The 20102-nt window shown below is 26.8% G+C and carries 16 protein-coding genes; 13 read left to right on the top strand and 3 right to left on the bottom strand.

Annotation, left to right across the window (positions count from 1 at the left end):
* Positions 1–283: 283 nt before the first annotated feature.
* The gene (gene trmB / locus WFJ11_RS04615) at positions 284–919 is read right to left on the bottom strand and encodes a tRNA (guanosine(46)-N7)-methyltransferase TrmB (protein ID WP_009372383.1); all 636 of its coding nucleotides are present in this window, start codon (positions 917–919) and stop codon (positions 284–286) included.
* A 235-nt stretch (positions 920–1154) separates the two neighbouring features.
* On the opposite strand from trmB, the gene WFJ11_RS04610 reads away from it, so the two are divergent.
* The 13 genes from WFJ11_RS04610 (at position 1155) to WFJ11_RS04550 (ending at position 16188) form a co-directional block, all read left to right on the top strand.
* Positions 1155–3680, top strand: a complete 2526-nt coding sequence (locus tag WFJ11_RS04610) for a ribonucleoside-diphosphate reductase subunit alpha (protein WP_313960658.1) — start codon at positions 1155–1157, stop codon at positions 3678–3680.
* 12 nt (positions 3681–3692) lie between these two features.
* Positions 3693–4742 carry a ribonucleotide-diphosphate reductase subunit beta gene (locus tag WFJ11_RS04605; RefSeq protein ID WP_009372573.1) on the top strand — a complete coding sequence of 350 codons (1050 nt, stop codon included), beginning with the start codon at positions 3693–3695 and terminating at the stop codon, positions 4740–4742.
* Between the two features lie 149 nt (positions 4743–4891).
* Positions 4892–5872, top strand: coding sequence for a metal ABC transporter solute-binding protein, Zn/Mn family (locus WFJ11_RS04600; RefSeq protein WP_313960659.1), 981 nt, complete (start codon positions 4892–4894; stop codon positions 5870–5872).
* A gap of 9 nt (positions 5873–5881) precedes the next feature.
* Positions 5882–7786, top strand: coding sequence for a hypothetical protein (locus WFJ11_RS04595; RefSeq protein ID WP_338816976.1), 1905 nt, complete (start codon positions 5882–5884; stop codon positions 7784–7786).
* Positions 7787–8015: 229 nt separating this feature from the next.
* A complete protein-coding gene (locus tag WFJ11_RS04590; protein WP_004833192.1) occupies positions 8016–8300 on the top strand; it encodes a co-chaperone GroES in 285 nt (94 codons plus the stop codon).
* A gap of 11 nt (positions 8301–8311) precedes the next feature.
* Positions 8312–9943, top strand: coding sequence for a chaperonin GroEL (groL, locus tag WFJ11_RS04585; protein WP_150263056.1), 1632 nt, complete (start codon positions 8312–8314; stop codon positions 9941–9943).
* Positions 9944–10019: 76 nt separating this feature from the next.
* Positions 10020–10283: a hypothetical protein gene (locus tag WFJ11_RS04580; RefSeq protein ID WP_338816975.1), complete on the top strand. Its 264-nt coding sequence runs from the start codon at positions 10020–10022 to the stop codon at positions 10281–10283.
* A 9-nt stretch (positions 10284–10292) separates the two neighbouring features.
* Positions 10293–11372 carry a ribonuclease E/G gene (locus tag WFJ11_RS04575; RefSeq protein ID WP_338816974.1) on the top strand — a complete coding sequence of 360 codons (1080 nt, stop codon included), beginning with the start codon at positions 10293–10295 and terminating at the stop codon, positions 11370–11372.
* On the top strand, positions 11372–12685 hold the full coding sequence (gene rlmD, locus WFJ11_RS04570) for a 23S rRNA (uracil(1939)-C(5))-methyltransferase RlmD (RefSeq protein ID WP_338816973.1): 1314 nt from the start codon (positions 11372–11374) through the stop codon (positions 12683–12685). The genes WFJ11_RS04575 and rlmD overlap by 1 nt, the downstream gene beginning before the upstream one ends.
* Positions 12686–12733: 48 nt before the next feature.
* Complete coding sequence (locus WFJ11_RS04565) at positions 12734–13372, top strand: GNAT family N-acetyltransferase (protein WP_293441115.1); 639 nt, start codon at positions 12734–12736, stop codon at positions 13370–13372.
* Complete coding sequence (locus WFJ11_RS04560) at positions 13362–14573, top strand: diaminopropionate ammonia-lyase (RefSeq protein ID WP_293441113.1); 1212 nt, start codon at positions 13362–13364, stop codon at positions 14571–14573. Before WFJ11_RS04565 ends, WFJ11_RS04560 begins: the two co-directional genes overlap by 11 nt.
* A 24-nt stretch (positions 14574–14597) precedes the next feature.
* Positions 14598–15578 carry an acyltransferase family protein gene (locus WFJ11_RS04555; protein WP_293441111.1) on the top strand — a complete coding sequence of 327 codons (981 nt, stop codon included), beginning with the start codon at positions 14598–14600 and terminating at the stop codon, positions 15576–15578.
* Between the two features lie 148 nt (positions 15579–15726).
* On the top strand, positions 15727–16188 hold the full coding sequence (locus WFJ11_RS04550) for a flavodoxin family protein (protein WP_293441109.1): 462 nt from the start codon (positions 15727–15729) through the stop codon (positions 16186–16188).
* Between the two features lie 148 nt (positions 16189–16336).
* On the opposite strand, the gene WFJ11_RS04545 is transcribed toward WFJ11_RS04550, so the two are convergent.
* Both WFJ11_RS04545 and WFJ11_RS04540 read right to left on the bottom strand, forming a co-directional pair.
* Entirely contained in the window at positions 16337–16756 is a 420-nt protein-coding gene (locus WFJ11_RS04545; RefSeq protein WP_293441107.1) for a nuclear transport factor 2 family protein, read from the bottom strand.
* Between the two features lie 179 nt (positions 16757–16935).
* Positions 16936–20028, bottom strand: a complete 3093-nt coding sequence (locus WFJ11_RS04540) for a leucine-rich repeat domain-containing protein (RefSeq protein WP_338816972.1) — start codon at positions 20026–20028, stop codon at positions 16936–16938.
* Between the last annotated feature and the right edge of the window lie 74 nt (positions 20029–20102).

Below are 20102 nucleotides of genomic sequence, written 5' to 3'. Positions count from 1 at the left end.
ACAATTTGTTTGAATTGTTGTCTTTTTGTTGTTTTTAATTAAAATTTTCAAAATTCAATCATATGGGGCTTTAGGAGATCTCTCGACTTCGCTCGAGATGACGTGTTGGGGAAGATATTCTTTGAATAGTAAAAAGACGTGAATTATTTCACTATTACACAATTATTCTCTCAAAATTACTATTGTTTACAAGTAAACAAAGTTAGAGCTAGATTAACTTCGTTTCACTTTACTCAACTACGTTCAAGATGACGTGTTGAGAGACGTTCGGAAGACAAAGCTCTTATTTCTTCTTGGCTATTAAGAATTTTATTTTTATTCCTAATGATTTGAATTTATTTTCGTATTCTGTTTCTATGTTTTTTGGATATTCAAAGTTCGCTAAGTCATATGTAATTAGTATTACTTCAAATCCGTTTTCATTAAAGTATTCCAAACTTGCTTCGAATAAATCATCATCATCAGTTTTAAAATGTATTTCTCCCTCTTCTACAAGTAATTTATTGTATTTTGCTAAAAAATTAGGATGAGTAAGTCTTCTTTTATGATGTCTTTTCTTTGGCCAAGGATTACAGAAATTTATGTAAATTCTAGATATAGAGTTTTCGTTAAATATCTCATCTATTTTTTCTATATTTGTAGGAATTGCTCGAACATTTAACAATTCTAAATCCCTAATTTTTCTTGTTGCATATACAATTGCATTTGTGTCCAAGTCCAATATACAGTAATTAATGTCCTTGTTAATATCAGCAATTTCGCTTATAAATTTTCCTTTTCCACAACCAAGTTCAAGATTTATAGGATTGTTATTTTTAAATTCTTCGTTCCATTTTCCTTTTAAGTTTTCTGCATTGAATATTACTTGAGCATTTTCTTTCATTTCAGGAACTGCCCACCATTTTTTTCTAAGTCTCATAATTTTCCTTTCATAAAAATTTTTTATCGTTACAAATATTATATCATATTTTTCTATTTTATATATATTTTATAAAAAAATTAAAAAATTTTTTTACTACTAATAGTAATATTTTTATATCCACCAAAATATTTTTAAAAATACTACAAAACATACTATATATAGTAAAAAATAAAACTTGATTTCTATATATATTTTGTTTTATAATGGGTATAAATTTGCGGAGGTGATTTTATTGAGGATTATAAAGAGAGATTTATCAGAGGTATCATTTGATATTTCTAAAATAGAAAATGCAATTTATAAAGCATTTATTAGTGTTGGTGATGAAGATAAAAAGGTACTTTCAAAACAATTGGCACAAGAGGTTTTTGAAAATATTTTACAAAATAAGGATGAAAATTCAAGTATAAGTGTTGAAGAAATTCAAGATTATGTTGAAAAAACTTTAACTAAGAATAATCATTATGAAACTTTAAAAAGCTATATTTTATATAGAGAAAAAAGAAATTCTTTAAGAAAGGAATTAAATTCTTTTAGAGAATATATTGAAGATGAATCTTTAATTGAAGTGCTTGCAAAAATTCAAAAAGATTTTTCAACAGAAGGTTATGAGCTTGACAGATTATGTAGAAAGTTCTTGTCTTTTGTTAAACCAAGTTCTACTTTGAACGAAAAAGTTGAGCTTTTAATAAAGGCATCTTCTGAATTGACTTCGAAAGAAAATCCAAATTGGGAATATATTTCTGCTAGAATTTATGCTTATAAAATTCATAAAGAGATTTCAAATTATGAGAAAGAATGGCATATTGTCGATTTTAAATCAAAGATACAAGCTTTGACAAAAGCTAATTTATATGGGGAATATATATTAGAAAACTATTCAAGTGATGATATTGATGAGCTTGAAAAGTATATAGATGACAGTAGAGATGAGTTATTTACTTATTCATCTTTAGATTTAGTATATAAGAGATATTTAATTTGTGATTCACATAAAAAAGTAATTGAAACAATGCAAGAAATGTTTATGGGTATTGCTATGCATCTCGCAATTCCTGAAAAAGATAGAGTTTCTTTTGCTAAAAAAGTTTATGACGTTCTTAGTAATTTAAAGGCAACTGTTGCAACTCCTACAATGTCAAATGCGAGAAAGCCATTCCATCAACTTTCTTCTTGTTTCATAGATACAGTTCCTGATACTTTAAAAGGAATTTATAGAAGTATAGATAATTTTGCTCAAGTTTCAAAACATGGTGGTGGAATGGGACTATATTTTGGAAAGGTTCGTGCAAGTGGTTCTGATATTCGTGGATTTAAAGGTGTTGCAGGTGGAGTTATCAGATGGATAAAACTTGCTAATGATACAGCAGTTGCAGTTGATCAACTAGGGGTTAGACAAGGCTCTTGTGCTGTTTATTTAGATGTTTGGCATAGAGATATTCCCGAGTTTTTAAATCTTAGAACTAATAATGGTGATGACAGAATGAAAGCTCATGATGTTTTCCCTGCAATTTGTTTCCCTAATTTATTCTGGCGTTTAGCAAAGGAAAATATAAATTCTAATTGGTATTTATTCTGTCCACATGAAGTAAAAGATGTAATGGGATTCTGCTTGGAAGATTTTTATGGAGAAGAGTGGGAAGAAAAATACAGACTTTGTATTAAAGAGCCAAGACTTGATAAAAGAGTTTTAACTGTAAAAGATTTAGTTAAATTAATTTTAAAGAGTCAAGTTGAAACTGGCACACCTTTTATTTTTAATAGAGATAATGCAAATAATGCAAATCCAAATTCACATAAGGGAATGATTTACTCTTCAAATCTTTGTACTGAAATAATGCAAAATATGAAAGAAATTTTAGATGTTGAAGATAAAATTTTACAAATAGATGGAGAAGATCATGTTGTAACTGATGTTAAAGCTGGAGATTTTGTAGTTTGTAATCTTGCAAGTTTAGTTCTTGGAAATATTGATCTAAAAAATGATGAAGAAATGGAATTTGTAGTTTCTACAATGATAAGAGCATTGGATAATGTAATTGATTTAAACTACTACCCAACACCTTTTGCTAAAATAACAAATTCAAAATATAGAGCAATTGGTCTTGGAACAAGTGGATATCATCATGCTCTTGTAAAAAATAAAATTATGTGGCAAACTGAAGAACATCTAGAATTTATGGATAAGGTTTATGAAAAAATAAATTATTTTGCTATTAAAGAAAGTTCAAAGATTGCCGAAGAAAAAGGAAGCTATAAATATTTTGAAGGTTCAGAATGGCAAAACGGAAAATATTTTGAAAAAAGAGAATATAATTCTAAAGAATGGATTGAACTTAAAGAAAAAGTTGCTAAAAACGGACTTAGAAATGCTTATCTTTTAGCTGTTGCTCCGACAGGTTCAACTTCTATTATCGCAGGAACTACAGCTGGAGTAGATCCTGTTATGATGAGATATTTCCTTGAAGAGAAAAAAGGTTCAATTATTCCGAGAGTTGCTCCTGATTTAACTCCTGAAACATTTTGGCTTTATGAAAATGCTCATGAAGTAGATCAAACTTGGTCTATAAAAGCTGGTGGAGTTAGACAAAGACATATTGATCAAGGACAAAGTTTAAATCTTTATATCACAACAGATTATAAGATGAGTCAAATTTTAAATCTTTTGATTTTATCTTGTGAAGTTGGTTTAAAGAGTATTTATTATATAAGAAGTAAGAGTTTAGATATTGAAGAATGCGATAGTTGTTCTGCATAGGAAGGAGATATTATGGAATTAAATAAAAAAGCTCTATTTAATGAAAATGGAGATATAGAATTGTCAAAAAGAAAAATGATAAATGGAAATACTACAAATTTAAATGATTTTAACAATGTAAAATATACTTGGACAACAGAATGGTACAGAAATGCCATGAATAATTTCTGGATTCCGGAAGAAATAAATTTATTTCAAGATTTAAAAGATTATAAAATATTAGATGAATATGAAAAAACTGCTTTTGATAAAGTTTTAAGTTTTCTAATATTTTTAGACAGTATTCAAACTGCAAATCTTCCATATATTGGAGAGTATATAACAGCAAATGAAATCAACCTTTGTCTTACTATCCAAGCTTATCAAGAAGCTATCCATTCACAAAGTTATGGATATATGTTAGATAGTATATGTTCTCCTGAAGAAAGAACAAATATTCTATATCAATGGAGAGATGACGAACATCTACTTGCAAGAAATAAATTCATTGGAGACTTATATAATGAGTTTCAAGAAAATAAAGATCCATACAGTCTAGTAAAGACAATGGTTGCAAATTATATTCTTGAAGGAGTTTACTTCTATTCAGGATTTATGTTCTTCTATAATTTAGGAAGAAATGGAAAAATGCCTGGATCTGTACAAGAAATCAGATATATAAATAGAGATGAAAATACACATCTTTGGTTATTCAAAAAAATGCTTTTAGAATTACAAAATGAAGAACCGGAATTATTTACAGAAGAAAAAGTTGCTGTATATAAAGATATGATTAAAACAGGTGTAGAACAAGAAATTGCTTGGGGAAAATACGTGTTGGGAGAAAATATTCCTGGACTTACAATGCAAATGGTTGAAGATTATATAAAATATCTTGGAAACTTAAGAAGTACTGCTTTAAACTTTGGTAAACTTTATGATGGTTATGATGAAGAACCAGAAAGTATGAAATGGGTTAGTGAGTATTCAGATCCAAATGCAATAAAGACAGATTTCTTTGAAGCAAAACCTTCAGCTTATTCAAAATCAAGTGTAATAGATGATGATTTAGATGATTTATAAAATATAAAAAATACTTAATTGATTTTTCAATTAAGTATTTTTTTTGTAAAAATTTTGATTTTAACTATTGAAAAAGTAAAAAATTAGTAGTATAATATTAACACAAATAAGAATTATTTGCATTAAAGAAAATTTAAGGGGGATTATTTATGAATAAAAGATTGAAAAAAATTATTTCAATTATGATGATTAGCTGTATGTTTTTAGTTGCTTGTTCATCTAGTAAGGATGAAAATAATAAAGAGCAAAAAACTACAGAGCAAAAAGAAAATAAGAAAGTTATTTATACAACATTTTTTCCAGTAACAGATCTTACAAAGAGAATTGTTGGGGATAAAATGGAGGTTAAAACAATAATAAAAGGGAATCAAGAGCCTCATTCCTTTGAACTTAAAGCTGGAGATATGCAAGAAATTATAAAAGCAGACTTGATTATTTATAATGGTGCAAATATGGAGTCTTTTATTTCTGCTATTGAAGATACTGTTAAGGATAAAAATAAGTTCTTAAATCTATCACAAGGATTGACTTTGCTTGAAAGTGGAGATGGATTGGAAGAAGAACATGATCATGGTGATGAAAAAGAAGATAAACATGAGCATGATAAAACAAATCCACATACTTGGCTTAGCGTAAAAAATGCAATTATTCAACTTGATACTATTTATAAAAAAGTTTCTTCTATAGATCCTGAAAATGAAGCCTATTACAAAGAAAATCTAAAAAAAGCACAAGATGAATTTAGAGCTTTAGACAAAAAATTTGAAACAGAGCTTTCAAAGGTTAAGAGTAAACAAAAATATTTTGTTGTAAGTCATGCTGCTTTTAACTATTTAGCAAATGATTATGGCTTAAAACAAGTTGCAGTAACAGGTATATCACCGGAAGATGAACCATCAGCAAAGCAACTTCAAAAAATTGCAGACTTTGTTAAGAAATACAAGATAAATACAATTTTCTTTGAAGGAAAGGCAACTCCAAAAGTTGCTGAAACTCTTGCTAAAAACACAAATACAAAAACAGATACTTTATATACAATGGAAAATTTGACAGACGAAGAAATTGAAATGGGATATTTAAAATTAATGGAATTAAATTTAAATGCTTTGGTTAAATCTTTTAATGAATAGGAGGGAAATATGAGTAAAAATTTAAAGAATAAAATTTATAAAATGAACTTGATTTTAGTTTGTAGTGCAGTTTTACTTGCAAGTTGTTCAAAAAAACAGGAAGAAAAGGAAAAAACTTCTAGTAAAAATTTTGAATTTGTTGAAAAAGAGACAAATTATAAAAAAGATGAAACTACAGAAGTTTTAATTGATGCTGAAATAAAAAAGAGTGATATTGTAAGATCTTATAAGCACGGGGATCACTGGCATGTGTTTACTAAAGATGGTAAAGAACATATCACTTATACAGACCCTTCAAAATTAGGAGATGGAAATTCACTTTCTCTTGTTAGCGTTGTTTCAAAGAGTAAGTTAAGAGGATTAAATGTAACATCAATATTAAAACATGGAGATCATTGGCATGTTTATACAGCTGATGGGAATGAATATTTAACTTATGAAAATCCATCAAGTATGTTTCCAAATATTACTGTAGGAACTTATGTGGGTTCACATGGTTCACACAGAAATAGGAGAAATTCAAATAACTATTCACATGCAAATATTATTGAAGAGAAAAAAGATAGAGTTGTAAAAATTTTAAAACATGGAGATCATTGGCATATCTATACTGCAAGTGGTAAAGAATATATTAGTTATACTGATCCTACTTCAAAATATCCTGATGCAGAAGTCGGAGAGTATCAAGGAAATCATGGAGATTCACAAGATAATACTGAAAATGAAAGACCAAATGTTCCAAGTGCTAGTGAAAAATTATATGAAGCTAGAAAGAATTTAAATATAGTAAATGTTTTGGGAAAAGATCCTGTTGACAGATATAATATAGTAAAAATTTTAAAACATGGAGATCATTATCATATTTATGATTCAAAAGGAAATGAAGGAATCACTTATACTAATCCAAGATCACTTTATCCAGAAGCTGAATTTGGAGAATATCAAGGAAATCATGGAGAAAATTCAAATAAACCATTTGAATGGCCAAAAGGGGTTACAAAAATTATAGATCATGGAGATCATTGGCATTTATATGTTGGAGATAAAGAGGTCGGAGTAGTTCACGAAAATCCTAGAAGCCGTTATCCTGATGCTGAATATATTAAAGAAGGAAGCGATCACTCAGATATTGGTGTAGATGAAAATGAATTATTTACTTATGAAAGTGTAAAAGCAGAAATAAAAGATAAAGTAATTCCATATCTTGATAGTAATCTTAGAGCAATGAGACATTATGGAGATTTAAATACAACATTACCAGTTTATGGATCTAATGGAGTTACAAAAGGAATATTTTATTGGTTACATGGAGGTCACTACCATGCAATAACTATAAAACAAATTATTCAAAATGCAAAAGCTGGTCAATATGGTGAATGTACCGCCAGAGAAATAGTAGCTGCTTTAAAATATATAATTCAAAATCCAAATGCAGAAATTGAGTCTAAAATAACAGTTGATAAAGAGGAAGTATTAAAGTATCTTAGAAAAGTTTATAATCTTGAAGATGAAACGGATGCTTATATTATAGGTGATATTGCTTATGTTTATATAAATGATGAGACTTTAACATTTAGTTTAGCTGATTTTGAAAAAGTAAATGGACAAATTAGATATAAAAAGAAACTACCAGAAGCACCAAAAAAAGCCAAAAAAGATAATGAAGATTATGTGGATGAAGAAGATACAAAAGATTATTCAGGTTATGAAGAAGAGAAAAATAAAATAACTAAAAAAAATAGTGAAGAATCTAAAGAAAAAATAGTTGAAGAAAAATCTGCAGAAAAAAATAACTCTGTTCCAAAGACTGAAGATAAAAAAGTTGATGATAATAAGGATGTAGAAAAAACAAAAACAGATAAACCAGTAAAATCTGAAGAAAAGAATGAGGAAAAGGAAAATAAAAATAATTAGTTTTATAATTTAATAAATTTTCTAAATTTAAAATCACTCAATTATAGAGTAAAATCTGTATTGAGTGATTTTTTTTTGAATAAACAAGTTTATTTTAAATAAAATTTTCTAATTAAAAAAATTTTTTTATAAAAATGTTTATAAATTATGTTTTATGTGGTATAATATATTTGTAATCAATTAGCACTCAAGTTAATAGACTGCTAATAACTTTAATAGGAGGGATATTATGAAATTAAAACCAATAGGAGATAAATTAGTTATAGAAATGGTTGAGGTAGAAGAAAAGACAAGTTCAGGTATAGTTCTTCCTACTTCTGCAAAAGAGGCACCAAGTGTTGCTAAAGTTTTGGCAATTGGTGATGAAATTTTAAAAGATGAAGATAAGAAAGATTTAATTAAAGTTGGAGATAAAATAATTTTCTCAAAATATGCAGGAACTGAAGTTAAACTTGATAAAAAAGAATATATTGTTGTAAAAATTGCTGATGTTTTAGCAGTTGTTGAAGATTAGGAGGTTTTTAAATGGCTAAAGAAATTAAATTTAATGAAGAAGCAAGAAAAGGAATGGAAGCTGGTATTAATAAACTTTCAAATACAGTTAAAGTTACACTTGGACCTAAAGGAAGAAATGTAGTTTTAGATAAAAAATTCGGTTCACCACTTATTACAAATGACGGTGTTACTATTGCAAGAGAAATTGAATTGGAAGATCCTTATGAAAATATGGGAGCTCAACTTGTTAAAGAAGTTGCAACTAAGACAAATGATGTTGCAGGTGATGGTACAACTACAGCAACACTTTTAGCACAAGCAATTATCAGAGAAGGTTTAAAGAATGTTGCAGCAGGAGCAAATCCAATGATTATTCAAAAGGGAATTAAAAAAGCAGTTGATAAAGCTGTTGAAGGAATTAAAGAATTTTCAAAACCTGTTGAAACAAAAGAAAGTATTGCTCAAGTAGCATCAATTTCTGCAGCTGATGAAGAAGTTGGAAAATTAATTTCTGATGCAATGGAAAAAGTTGGAAAAGACGGTGTTATCACTGTTGAAGAATCTAGAAGTATGGGAACAACTTTAGAAGTTGTTGAAGGTATGCAATTTGATAGAGGATATGTTTCTCCTTATATGGTAACTAATACTGAAAAAATGGAAGCTGAACTTGAAGATCCATATATTTTAATTACTGATAAAAAGATTACTAATATTCAAGAAGTTTTACCTGTATTAGAACAAATTGTTCAACAAGGAAAACCACTTTTAATTATTGCTGACGATGTAGAAGGCGAAGCAATGGCAACTCTTGTTGTTAATAAATTAAGAGGAACATTTAACTGTGTAGCTGTAAAAGCACCTGCTTTTGGTGATAGAAGAAAAGATATGCTACAAGATATTGCAATTTTAACAGGTGGTACAGTTATTTCAGAAGATTTAGGATATGAATTAAAAGAAACTTCTATTGAAATGTTAGGTAAAGCAAGAAGGGTAACTGTTGGAAAAGAACTTACTGTTATCGTAAATGGAGCAGGTGAACAATCAGCTATAGAAGAAAGAGTTGCTTTAATTAGAAATCAAATAGAAATAAGCGATTCTGAATATGATAGAGATAAATTACAAGAAAGACTTGCTAAACTTGCTGGAGGAGTTGCAGTAATTCAAGTTGGTGCAGCTACTGAAACAGAACTTAAAGAAAGAAAGTTAAGAATAGAAGATGCACTTGCAGCTACAAGAGCAGCAGTAGAAGAAGGTATTGTTCCTGGAGGTGGAACTGTATTGCTAAATGTAATTCCAAAAGTTAAAGCACTTCTTGAAGGAACTAATGGAGACGAAAGAACAGGTGTTAATATAATTGTTAAAGCACTTGAAGAACCAGTTAGACAAATTGCAATAAATGCAGGTTTAGAAGGTTCAGTTATCGTTGAAAATGTTAAGAATGCTGAAGTTGGAATTGGTTTTGATGCTTTAAGTGAAAAATATGTAAATATGCTTGAAAATGGAATTGTTGATCCTACAAAAGTTACTAGATCAGCACTTCAAAATGCATCAAGTGTTGCATCAATGGTTTTAACAACAGAAGCTGCTGTTGCTGATGTAACTAAAGATGAACCAATGGGACAAATGCCTGGCGGAATGAATCCTGGAATGGGATATATGTAGAAGGTAGTTAACTTATAGCTAAATTTATGGTAAAATAGAACTTGGATTAACCAAGTTCTTTTTTTATGGAGTTTTTATGATTAAATTATTTTTTAATATTATGTTTTTAGTTAGTATTGCTATTTTAGTGATACATCAAAGTTTTTATTATTATCAATTTAATAAGATTTTTAAAAAATTGAAAAATTTAAGTGAAGAGATAAATATAAGAGAAGATAGAAATTTAATTTTAGAATATAATTATAACCTTGCACAGCTTAATTATATTTTTTGTGTGTATTTTTGTGGGTTGTTGAAAAAAATTCTATATAAAAAGAATAATTTTGAATATGTTGAATAGGAGAAAGTTTTGAAAGATTATTTATTTATATATAAAAATGAAGAAAAAATTGAATATGGAAAAGTTTTAAATTCAAAATTAAACTCCTATTTTGTAAAAACATTTAGTGATTTTGAAATTGGAGATATATACAGAGTACGAGTTGTAAAAAAAGTTGATGCATTACAATGCTTTTTTGTAGAACTTAAAAATGGGAAAAATGGATTTTTAGACTTTAAAGATACTATCGGTGAAGTAAAAGTTGGAGATGTTATATTTGTTGAAATTTATAAAATAAATGCAGGAGAAAAAGCACCTAATGTTTCGATGAATTTTTCAATTTCTTCAATGTTTTCAGTTATATCTTACAAAAATAGAGAAGATATTTTGATTTCAAAAAAATTAAAAGAACATAACTTTGATTTAGTAAAAATAAAAAATATAAAATCAAATTTTTCAGTAAAATTGAGAACAAAAAGTGTCGATTGTGATGAAGACGCTTTATTGAATGATATAAGAAAAAATGTAGAAAAAATGCAAGAAATAGTGGATAGTTTAAATAATTTACCGGTTCCTAAATTAATCTACAAAAAGGAGAATTTTTTGGAGGACTTTTTATTTGAAAATGAAAAATATTCCTGTATATTAAATGATAAAGAGTTATACAAGAGTTTTAAAGATAATAAATTTTTGAAAAATGAATTGATGTATGATGAAGAATATTCTCCAAAATATGATTATAATATCGGAGTATATCTAGAGGGATTAAATAAAAAAATAGTTGAAGTTGAAGATATAAATATAGTTATAGAAAAAACGGAAGCACTTACAGTAATAGATGTAAATTCAAAGAAAAAAACAAATGAAATAAATAAAAGTAAGAATGCATTATCTGTAAATTTAATTGCAATTGATGAAATTATTAGACAGATTTCTTTTAGGGATATTTCGGGAATAATAATTGTAGATTTTATAAATATGAAAACAAAAGAAAAAGAAATTTTGGAAGAAAAAATTAAAGAAATACAAATTTTTGACAATAAGATTTGGAATTTTCACGGATTTACAAAACTTGGTTTATATGAAATTACAAGACAAAGAGGAAAATAATGGAATTAAGAAATTTAGAAATAATTGACAATACCAATGAGGGACTTGGAGTTGCAAAAAGTGAAGAGGGAGTAGTTTTTGTAAAAGGTGGACTTGTTGGAGATATTGTAGATGTTGAAATAACTCAAAAGAAGAAAAAATTTTCTAACGGATATGTTAAAAAATATTTGAAATATAGTGAATACAGAGAAAATCTATATGATGAAAAACTAACAGATATCTATCATTTTATAAATCTAAAATATGAAAAAGAACTTGAATTAAAGAAAAAGATGTTTTTAGATAGCCTTAGAAAAAATACAGGTATAGAATTAGAAGGTGTAGAAATTTTAGATAATAAAAATAACTTAAATTATAGAAATAAAATTGAATTAAAGACAAATGAAAATTTTGAACTTTGTTACTGTGTGGATAATGGGGAAAGCAAAATAAAACTTGAAAATTGTCCATTAAGTGATGAGAGTATAAATGAATTTTTACCATTTTTACAAGCAAAATTAAAAGAATTTAAAATTAAATCCTATGATGTAAATACAGACGAAGGAATTTTGAAAAATATCAGCATAAGGTCAAATTTCAATTCTGAAATTATGATTACAGTTGTTGTTAAAAAAGATACAGTAGAAGTTGAAAATTTTGTAAAAAGTTTAAGTGAATATGAGAAATTAGTAAGTGGACATATAAATATTAACCCTAAAAAAGCAAGTATAATTATGGGACAAGAAAGTAAATTAATATTTTTTAAGAAAAATTTTACTGATAAAATAGGAAAATATGAATTTAATATTTCTCCAAAGAGTTTTTTTCAAGTAAATAGATTTCAAACTGAAAATTTATATAATATAGCAAAAGATTTTTTAGGAGAAAATAAAGATAAAAACTTATTAGATTTATATTCTGGAATAGGAACAACAAGTATATATTTTGCAGAAAATTTTAAAAAAGTGATTGGTGTAGAAGTTGTAAAAGATGCAGTAAAAGACGCTAAAGAAAATTTAAAACTAAATGATGTGAATAATGTTGAGTTTCTATATGGAAAAAGTGAAGAAAAGATTGATGAAATCTTAAAAAATAAAAATATAGACATAATTTCTGTAGATCCTCCACGAAAAGGACTTGATAAAAAAGTTGTAGATACTATTATCAAAAGTAATATTAGAAAAGTTGTATATGTAAGTTGCAACGGAGCGACACTTACAAGAGATTTAAAACTTTTTATAGAAGGTGGATTTGAATTAAAGAAAGTAAAACTATGTGATATGTTCAGTAAAACAGCACATTGTGAAGTGGTTGTGGAGATTGAGAAGGTATAAGAATAGGAATAATACTATGTATACATTAATATTTTTATAGGAGGTAAAATGAGTGAGAAAAAATATTTAGAAAACCCAACTGAACACTCTGCTTTGTCATACTGGAAAAGTAAAAAATTCAAAGTTCCAGATAATATGAAAATAATTAATGATAAGTATTTTTCAAAAGAGCTATTAAAAGATTTTAATGATGATATTTATTTTAAATTAGTTCACAACTTAAATAATATTATTTTATGTAATCTTCCTGAGAATTTTATTTTTTACAAATGTAGTATTGAAGAATTTGCCATTCATATAAATAGTTGTTATGATGAGGGAATAACAATTAAAGAATTAGAGTCTTATAAAGATCGTATAGTATATGATGAGGAATTGTGGATTTGTATTTTTGATAAATATAATAAAAAAATAGTTGCTACAGGAATTGCTGAATTTGATGATGAAATAAAAGAGGGGTATTTGGATTGGATTCAAGTTTCAAAAGATTATAGAAAAAAAGGATTTGGAACAGTTATTGTAAATGAATTATTGTATAGATTAAAGAAAAAAGCAGATTTTGTTACTGTTTCTGGGAAAATAAATAATAAAAGTAATCCTGAAAATTTATATTTAAAATGTGGTTTTGAAAACAAAACTATATGGCATGTTTTGACAAAAAAGGAGTTATTTTACAATGAATGGTAAATTTGAAAAGATAAAAGTTCTTGAAAGTTCAAATACTAAAAAGGAATTAGATATTAAATTATATGGTGAAGAGCAGGCGAAAGCAGTATTAAAATTTCATAAACAGATTGAGGAATATAAGAAAACTCCACTCGCTTGTCTTCCTAATTTGTCTTCAAAGCTGAATATTGGTGCAATCTACGTAAAAGATGAATCAAAGCGTTTTTCACTAAATGCATTTAAAGGGCTAGGTGGAAGTTATGCAATGTTTAGAATTTTATGTGATGAATTAAATCTTAATCCGGATACTACTAGTTTAAATGATTTGTTATCTGATAAATATAAAAAAAGACTTGAACAGATTGAGTTTGTAACATGTACTGATGGAAATCATGGTAGGGGAGTGTCTTGGGCTTCAGGATTATTTGGATGTAAAGCCCATGTCTATATGCCTTATGGAACAGCAGAAGTTCGAGCAGAAGCAATTCGAAAAGTTGGTCCTGCAAAAGTAGAGATTACAGATTTAAGTTATGATGATACTGTTAAATATGCTTTAGAAATGAGTAAAAAGTATGGTTGGATATTAATTCAAGATACTTCTTGGGATGGATATGAGAAAATTCCGACATGGATTATTCAAGGGTATCTCACAATGGCTTATGAAATTACTGAAGAGTTAGAAAATTTAAATGTAATTCCTACACATATTTTTTTACAGGCAGGAGTAGGTTCAATGGCTGGAGGAATGATTGCATATTTTGTAGAACATTATAAAAATAACAAACCTATATTTACTATTGTTGAATCAAATGTTGCCGATTGTATTTATCGTTCTGCTGAGATAGGCGATGGGAAATCTTATTCTGTAGGAGGAGCACCAACGACTATTATGGCAGGATTGAATTGCGGAACAACTTGTAGTCTTATCTGGCCAATTATATGGAATTATACTGATTTTTATATTTCCGGTTCTGATGAAATGGCAGTTGATGGAATGAGAGCCTATGCTTTTAATAAAGGAGAAGATTTAAAAATTATTTCTGGAGAATCAGGTGCTTCAACAATGGGTGCGTTACTTGGAGTTTTGACAGAACCTTCTATGGAAGAGATGAAGAAAAAAATGAAAATAGATGAAAATTCTGTTATTCTTTTAATTAATACAGAAGGAGATACTGATCCGGAAAATTATAGAAAAATTATAAATGGAGATTGGAAAAAATAAATTATTTGTTTTTTGGGAGGAATTATGAAAGAGCGTATAGCACTATGGGATAATCTTAAATTTATTTTAATAACACTTGTTGTTATTGGACATTTAGCCGATGAATTTACAGCTAAATCAGATGTGTATAAAAGTGTATTTTTATTTATATATACTTTTCATATGCCTCTATTTATTTTTATTTCAGGATTGTTTCATAGCGAAAAAAATATTGTAAAAAAGTGTATTTTTTATTGTAGTATTGGATTTTTGTATAAAGTAATAACCTTGATTTTTGACAGATTAAGCGGAAATGGCAATGTTAGCTTCAGTCTTTTATCTGATGGGGGAATATCATGGTTTATGTTTGTTCTTGCAATTTATACGATAATATCTTATGTTATAAAAGATGAAAATAAAAAATATATTTTAGTTTTTTCAGTAGTTTTGGCTTGTTTTACCGGATATGACAAGTCTATTGGAGATTTTTTGTATTTATCAAGAGCTATTGTGTTTTTTCCTTTTTATTTGTTAGGTACAATGCTTAAAAGTGAGGATATAATAAGTATTAAAAATAAGTATAAGGGACTTTATATAGTTTCGATATTGATTTTATTGATATGGGGATTTTTGTGTTTTTATAAAATAGATAAATTTTATATTTTACGGTATTTATTTACCGGAAGAAACGCGTTTTATGAACCAATATTAAGATATGGAGCTTTGGCAAGACTATCTTGTTACATATTGTCGTTATTGATACTTTGCTCTTTTATAATCTTAATACCAAATAAAAAAATTAAGTGGATAAGCAATATGGGTAAAAACTCGATAAATGTTTATTTTTGGCATTGGAAATTTTATATTTTACTTGAAAAACTATTTTGTATTTCAAGTTTATTTTATGCAGGAGTTATGGGAAAGATTGAATTTTTATTTGTAGGATTATTCATAAGTGTTGTGCTATCACAAAGAGGAATATTTGAATTTCCTATAAAACAAATTAAAAGGTATTGCTTTTCTTAAGTTTGTGTCGACTGAAAATATGGAGATTAAAGCAAATAAGAAAAAGGGTATAAAAATAGTAGGTATTAAAAAATAAGTAAAGTAAATAGAAATTTTTAAATTATATCTATGATTAATTAAAGTTAAAATGAAAATAAGGAGGTAAAATATGAAAGCTATTATTTTCTACTATTCAAATAGTGGTAAGACTAAAAATGTTGCAACAAAAATCCAAGAAAATCTTGGTTGTGATATGATAAGTATAGAACCCGAAGTTTCTTATGGTTCATATTTTAAGGCTATTGGAAGAGCGAGAGATGAAAAAAAGAAGGATATAACAGCTAAATATGTTGCACCAGTTGTAGATATTTCTGATGTTGATGTTGTTTTAGTGGGATATCCAATTTGGTTTAGTAAACCACCAATGATTGTATTAGATTATTTAAAGAATTATAATTTAGATGATAAAAAGGTGGTTCCTTTTTCAACATCTGGATCTACTAATGTTAAGACAACTCTTAACACACTTAAAGAATATATTGGGAAGGCAGAACTATGTCTTCCATATAGTAAGGCAATAATATTTAAAACAAACTTTAATAAATGGATAGAAAAAGTTAAAGAATTATAGTATGTAGAATTTTGATATTTAAAATAATAAAATGCAGTCATTTAATTGAACTGGATTTAAAAATATAGAAATTATTAAAGGAATGTAATCCATAATTGATAGGGGACATTCCTTTTAAATTATTCTTAATTATTTTAGTTTGAAATGATTAAAACCAATTTGTTTTTTCGTCCCTGAATTTTGGTATTTTACCATTTTGATAAGGATTATAGTTGTTTCGATTACAGCCAAATTCTTTTAATTCTTTTATTTTATTGTCATCAGTCCATACAATAAGAGAAATTCCGTCAAAATCTTCGATACTTTCATCATTCATTTTATTTTTAAAATACCATTCTACAATAGTTTGATTGCCTTTATGAAAAAATTGTTTAATTGTCCAATCTATTACCATTCCACGAGTATTCCATTCATTAAACCATAATTTTACTGTTTCACGATTTTCATATTTGGGGCTCCAACTCTCTGTGTAAATAACATCTTCTGTAAAAATTTCATCTATTCCTAAATCTTTTTGTTTTATCCACATATCAAACCATAGTTGAATTATTTTTTCTTTTTTATTCATCATACACCCCCATATAAGCAATTCTCAATCAATTAAATAAACACAATTAAAAAAATATTTTTATCATTATACCACATTTACATATAGTTTTATAGTATTTATTTTTATATTTAAAAACTGACCTTCAAAAAATTATTTTTAATTTATTGAGGTCAGTTTTAATTTAACTTCTTTAATAACTAATTATATTTTCTTGATTTTACAAAAATGAAAATTGAAACTACTATACTTAAAAATACTGCTAATATTGATGATTTTTCAATAGAAGTTTGTGGTAGTTTATTACCCATATTTTTTGTATTAGCTTTTGTATTAGTATCATTTCTAGAAATATTATTATTCCTGTTATTTTCTAAATCTGAGTTATTTCCTTCAGAATTTTTTTCCTTTGTTTTGTTATATTCAATGATATACTTTGAAAAATGTGTCGTTTCAAATGATACAGTTTCTTTAGTTTGAGAAAATTTACATGAAGTTAGTTCTCCTGATTCAGAAAGGTGATAAACAGCTTTAACATCACTAAATTTTTTATTTAAAATTAATTTAAATTTACCAGTCATATCAACTTTTTTATCATTCAAATTTTTAAACTGTATATCAAAGGCATTCAAAACATTATTTCGTAGATTTTTTATACTGTCTGAATTTATTTTTTTAACGCTCAATTTTAGATTTGTAAATTTTGTTTCTTCTAATGAAACTACAGTGATGTCATATTCTTCGTTTCGGATTACTTTTTCTTTATAATCTTTACAAGCATCTTTTATTGCCTCAAACATACCTTCTCTATGATATTTTGCTTTTTCAACTTTTAGTATATTACCAATTGAATCAACATTTCCAGACAAAATTTCTTTATAGTTTAGTCCTTCATAGTCTGATAAAGTATCCAATGCTAACTTGTGATATCCTTCATTATCCTCATCAACATTTTCCACTTCTGTACCATATTGATTTAATGTTCCTTTTCCTATATTGTAGCTCATATCCAAAACATATAAAATTTTACCGTTCTTGTCAAAGTAAACATTAACGCCTATATGATATGATGGTATAGGTAATGGACTATTTAATTTATGATGACCTTGTAACATAACAGTTTTTGATGTTTCGCCTTCTCCATTTACCAAGTCTGTAAGAAATTTTAATTCTTTCTTAAGTCTTTTTAATTTTCTAGTATCCAATGCACTGTTATTATATGATTTTTCAGCATAATTAATTTTGTCTTCTAACAATTTTTTTGATTTTTCATCACCATTTGAAAGACTTTTCTTAGCTTTTTTTAATAAAATATTAATGTCTGATCTATCAATTAAAAAATTAGTTTCAAAAATATATTTAAGCATTTCTCCTTCTCTTAAATTAGTTTTTTCTAAGAGAAGTTCTCCTTCTTTTTTTATATCCAAAAATAATTTTTTTGTTTTTTCTTGAAATTCATCTAATTTTAAAGAATCAATTTTTTCAATAGTTTTTTTAAGCTCAGTTCTGTCTTTAGCCAAGGTATTTTTATTTACAATAAAATTATTTCCATCAGGAATTTTATTAATATTTCCACCGGTAATTTCAACTAAAACTTTTTTATATTCTAAATTTCCTGGATTTTCATCAAATGAATTAAAAGCTATTTTCTTTAGTGAATTCGGAAAAGCAACTTCTTTTATTGAATTTTTCCTAAATGCTTCTTCTCTTATTTCTTCAACACCATAAGGTAAATTAACTGAAGTGATTAAATTACCTGCAAATGCTTGAACTCCTATTGTTTTTAAATTTGGAGTTTGAGTTAAATCAACTTGAGCTATAGCATTTCCTAGAAATGCCATTTCTCCAATTTCTGAAAGTTTTTCTGAATTCATCAAAAGCATATTTATTTTATTGTTTCTAAATGCTGAAATTCCAATTTTCTCAACATTTTTAGGAATAAATACAAATTCCAAATTATTTATATGAAAAGCTGCATCATCAATAAGTTTTAAATGGTCATTCAAATTTAGTGTACTTATCTTATTATTCATAAATGCACCTTTTCCGATTTCAGTTAAATTTTCACAATCTTGAACATCTAATTCTGTTATATAATTTGACTGAAAGGCAAAATTTCCAATTTTTTCTATGCTATTAGGTAAAGTTACACTTTCCAAGTCATATTTTTTTAGACTTTCATTTCTAAAATTAATGTTTCTAAAAGCATCATCTGCAATCTGTGTTAGTTTTATTCCATTATGTTCACTTGGAATTTTTAAATTTTTATTCTTTTTAACTTTTAAAAGTCCTCTATTAGAAAATCCTTCAATTACATTTTTATTAATTTTAAAATCGGCATTTTCCCAAATTTTATAATTTATTTCTGGTTTTTTAACTTTTAAATCATCAGATGGATCTACATAAAAAGAAGCTCCAAATAATTTATTTGGATTATTTTTATGTTCAGTCCAAAGTGTAACTATATAATTATATTCTTCATTTCCATAATTACCGTTAAATGCATCCGATGCTATTTTTTTTATACTGTTTGGAATATTAATGCTTTCTATTCTATTATCTTCAAAAACTTTTTCTCCAAGTTCAGAAATTTTTTTACCTTTAAATTCAATATTTGAAATTTTATTGTTTTTAAAAGTTCTTTCTCCCAAGCTTTCCAACTTTTCTGGTAGAACAAGACTCCCTGTAATTTGGCTTTCCATAAATGCAGAGTCGCCTAAAGTTTTTAATTCACTTGGTAATTCTAAACTTTTGTCTAATGCTATATGTGCAAAGGCATAATCACTTATTCTTGTTATAGTAGATGCAAGTTTTAGTTCATTTAAACTTTCATTAAAATCAAAGGCATCTTGTCCGATGTATTCATATCCATCAGGAATAGTAACAGATTTAATAAGTGTATTGTTAAATGATTCTCCTATATTACGAATTTCATTTCCATCGACATCTTTATTATTTTTTTCGCCATTCTTACCTTCGCGACCGATATAATCTTCAATTTCTTTCTTTTTATCTGGGTGGAAAGCAAAACTTGCTACCTTTGTTATTTTTACACCGTTTTTCTCTGTAGGTAAAATTACTTTTCCATTCTTCTTAAGTTTTTCGGAACCTTTCTTAGAAAAACCGTAAATAGTGTCATTTTCTATTATAAAATCATCAATTGTCCATTCATCATTTATACCATTATCATTTGCAGTAACAGTATGACTGTTTGTTGACAAAAATTTTGGTATTAATAGAGAAAAGATAAATAAAAATACCATAAATATTTTCAAAATTCTTTTTATTTTCATAAAACCTCCATATATTTTTATATTACGATAATGAATATCACAAAGAGAATGTTATAATATTTTTGTAAAAAAGT

This window comes from Parvimonas micra (assembly GCF_037482165.1).
Classification (GTDB): Bacteria; Bacillota; Clostridia; order Tissierellales; family Peptoniphilaceae; genus Parvimonas.
Note: the sequence above shows the minus strand (reverse complement) of the source record. Positions and strands in the feature narration are given on the sequence as shown.

Coding starts and splice junctions, on each gene's coding strand:
- rlmD (WP_338816973.1), top strand. CDS start 11,372: ATGGAATTAAGAAATTTAGAAATAATTGACAATACCAATGAGGGACTT.
- WFJ11_RS04565 (WP_293441115.1), top strand. CDS start 12,734: ATGAGTGAGAAAAAATATTTAGAAAACCCAACTGAACACTCTGCTTTG.
- WFJ11_RS04580 (WP_338816975.1), top strand. CDS start 10,020: ATGATTAAATTATTTTTTAATATTATGTTTTTAGTTAGTATTGCTATT.
- WFJ11_RS04560 (WP_293441113.1), top strand. CDS start 13,362: ATGAATGGTAAATTTGAAAAGATAAAAGTTCTTGAAAGTTCAAATACT.
- WFJ11_RS04590 (WP_004833192.1), top strand. CDS start 8,016: ATGAAATTAAAACCAATAGGAGATAAATTAGTTATAGAAATGGTTGAG.
- trmB (WP_009372383.1), bottom strand. CDS start 919: ATGAGACTTAGAAAAAAATGGTGGGCAGTTCCTGAAATGAAAGAAAAT.
- WFJ11_RS04595 (WP_338816976.1), top strand. CDS start 5,882: ATGAGTAAAAATTTAAAGAATAAAATTTATAAAATGAACTTGATTTTA.
- groL (WP_150263056.1), top strand. CDS start 8,312: ATGGCTAAAGAAATTAAATTTAATGAAGAAGCAAGAAAAGGAATGGAA.
- WFJ11_RS04555 (WP_293441111.1), top strand. CDS start 14,598: ATGAAAGAGCGTATAGCACTATGGGATAATCTTAAATTTATTTTAATA.
- WFJ11_RS04600 (WP_313960659.1), top strand. CDS start 4,892: ATGAATAAAAGATTGAAAAAAATTATTTCAATTATGATGATTAGCTGT.
- WFJ11_RS04550 (WP_293441109.1), top strand. CDS start 15,727: ATGAAAGCTATTATTTTCTACTATTCAAATAGTGGTAAGACTAAAAAT.
- WFJ11_RS04605 (WP_009372573.1), top strand. CDS start 3,693: ATGGAATTAAATAAAAAAGCTCTATTTAATGAAAATGGAGATATAGAA.
- WFJ11_RS04540 (WP_338816972.1), bottom strand. CDS start 20,028: ATGAAAATAAAAAGAATTTTGAAAATATTTATGGTATTTTTATTTATC.
- WFJ11_RS04545 (WP_293441107.1), bottom strand. CDS start 16,756: ATGAATAAAAAAGAAAAAATAATTCAACTATGGTTTGATATGTGGATA.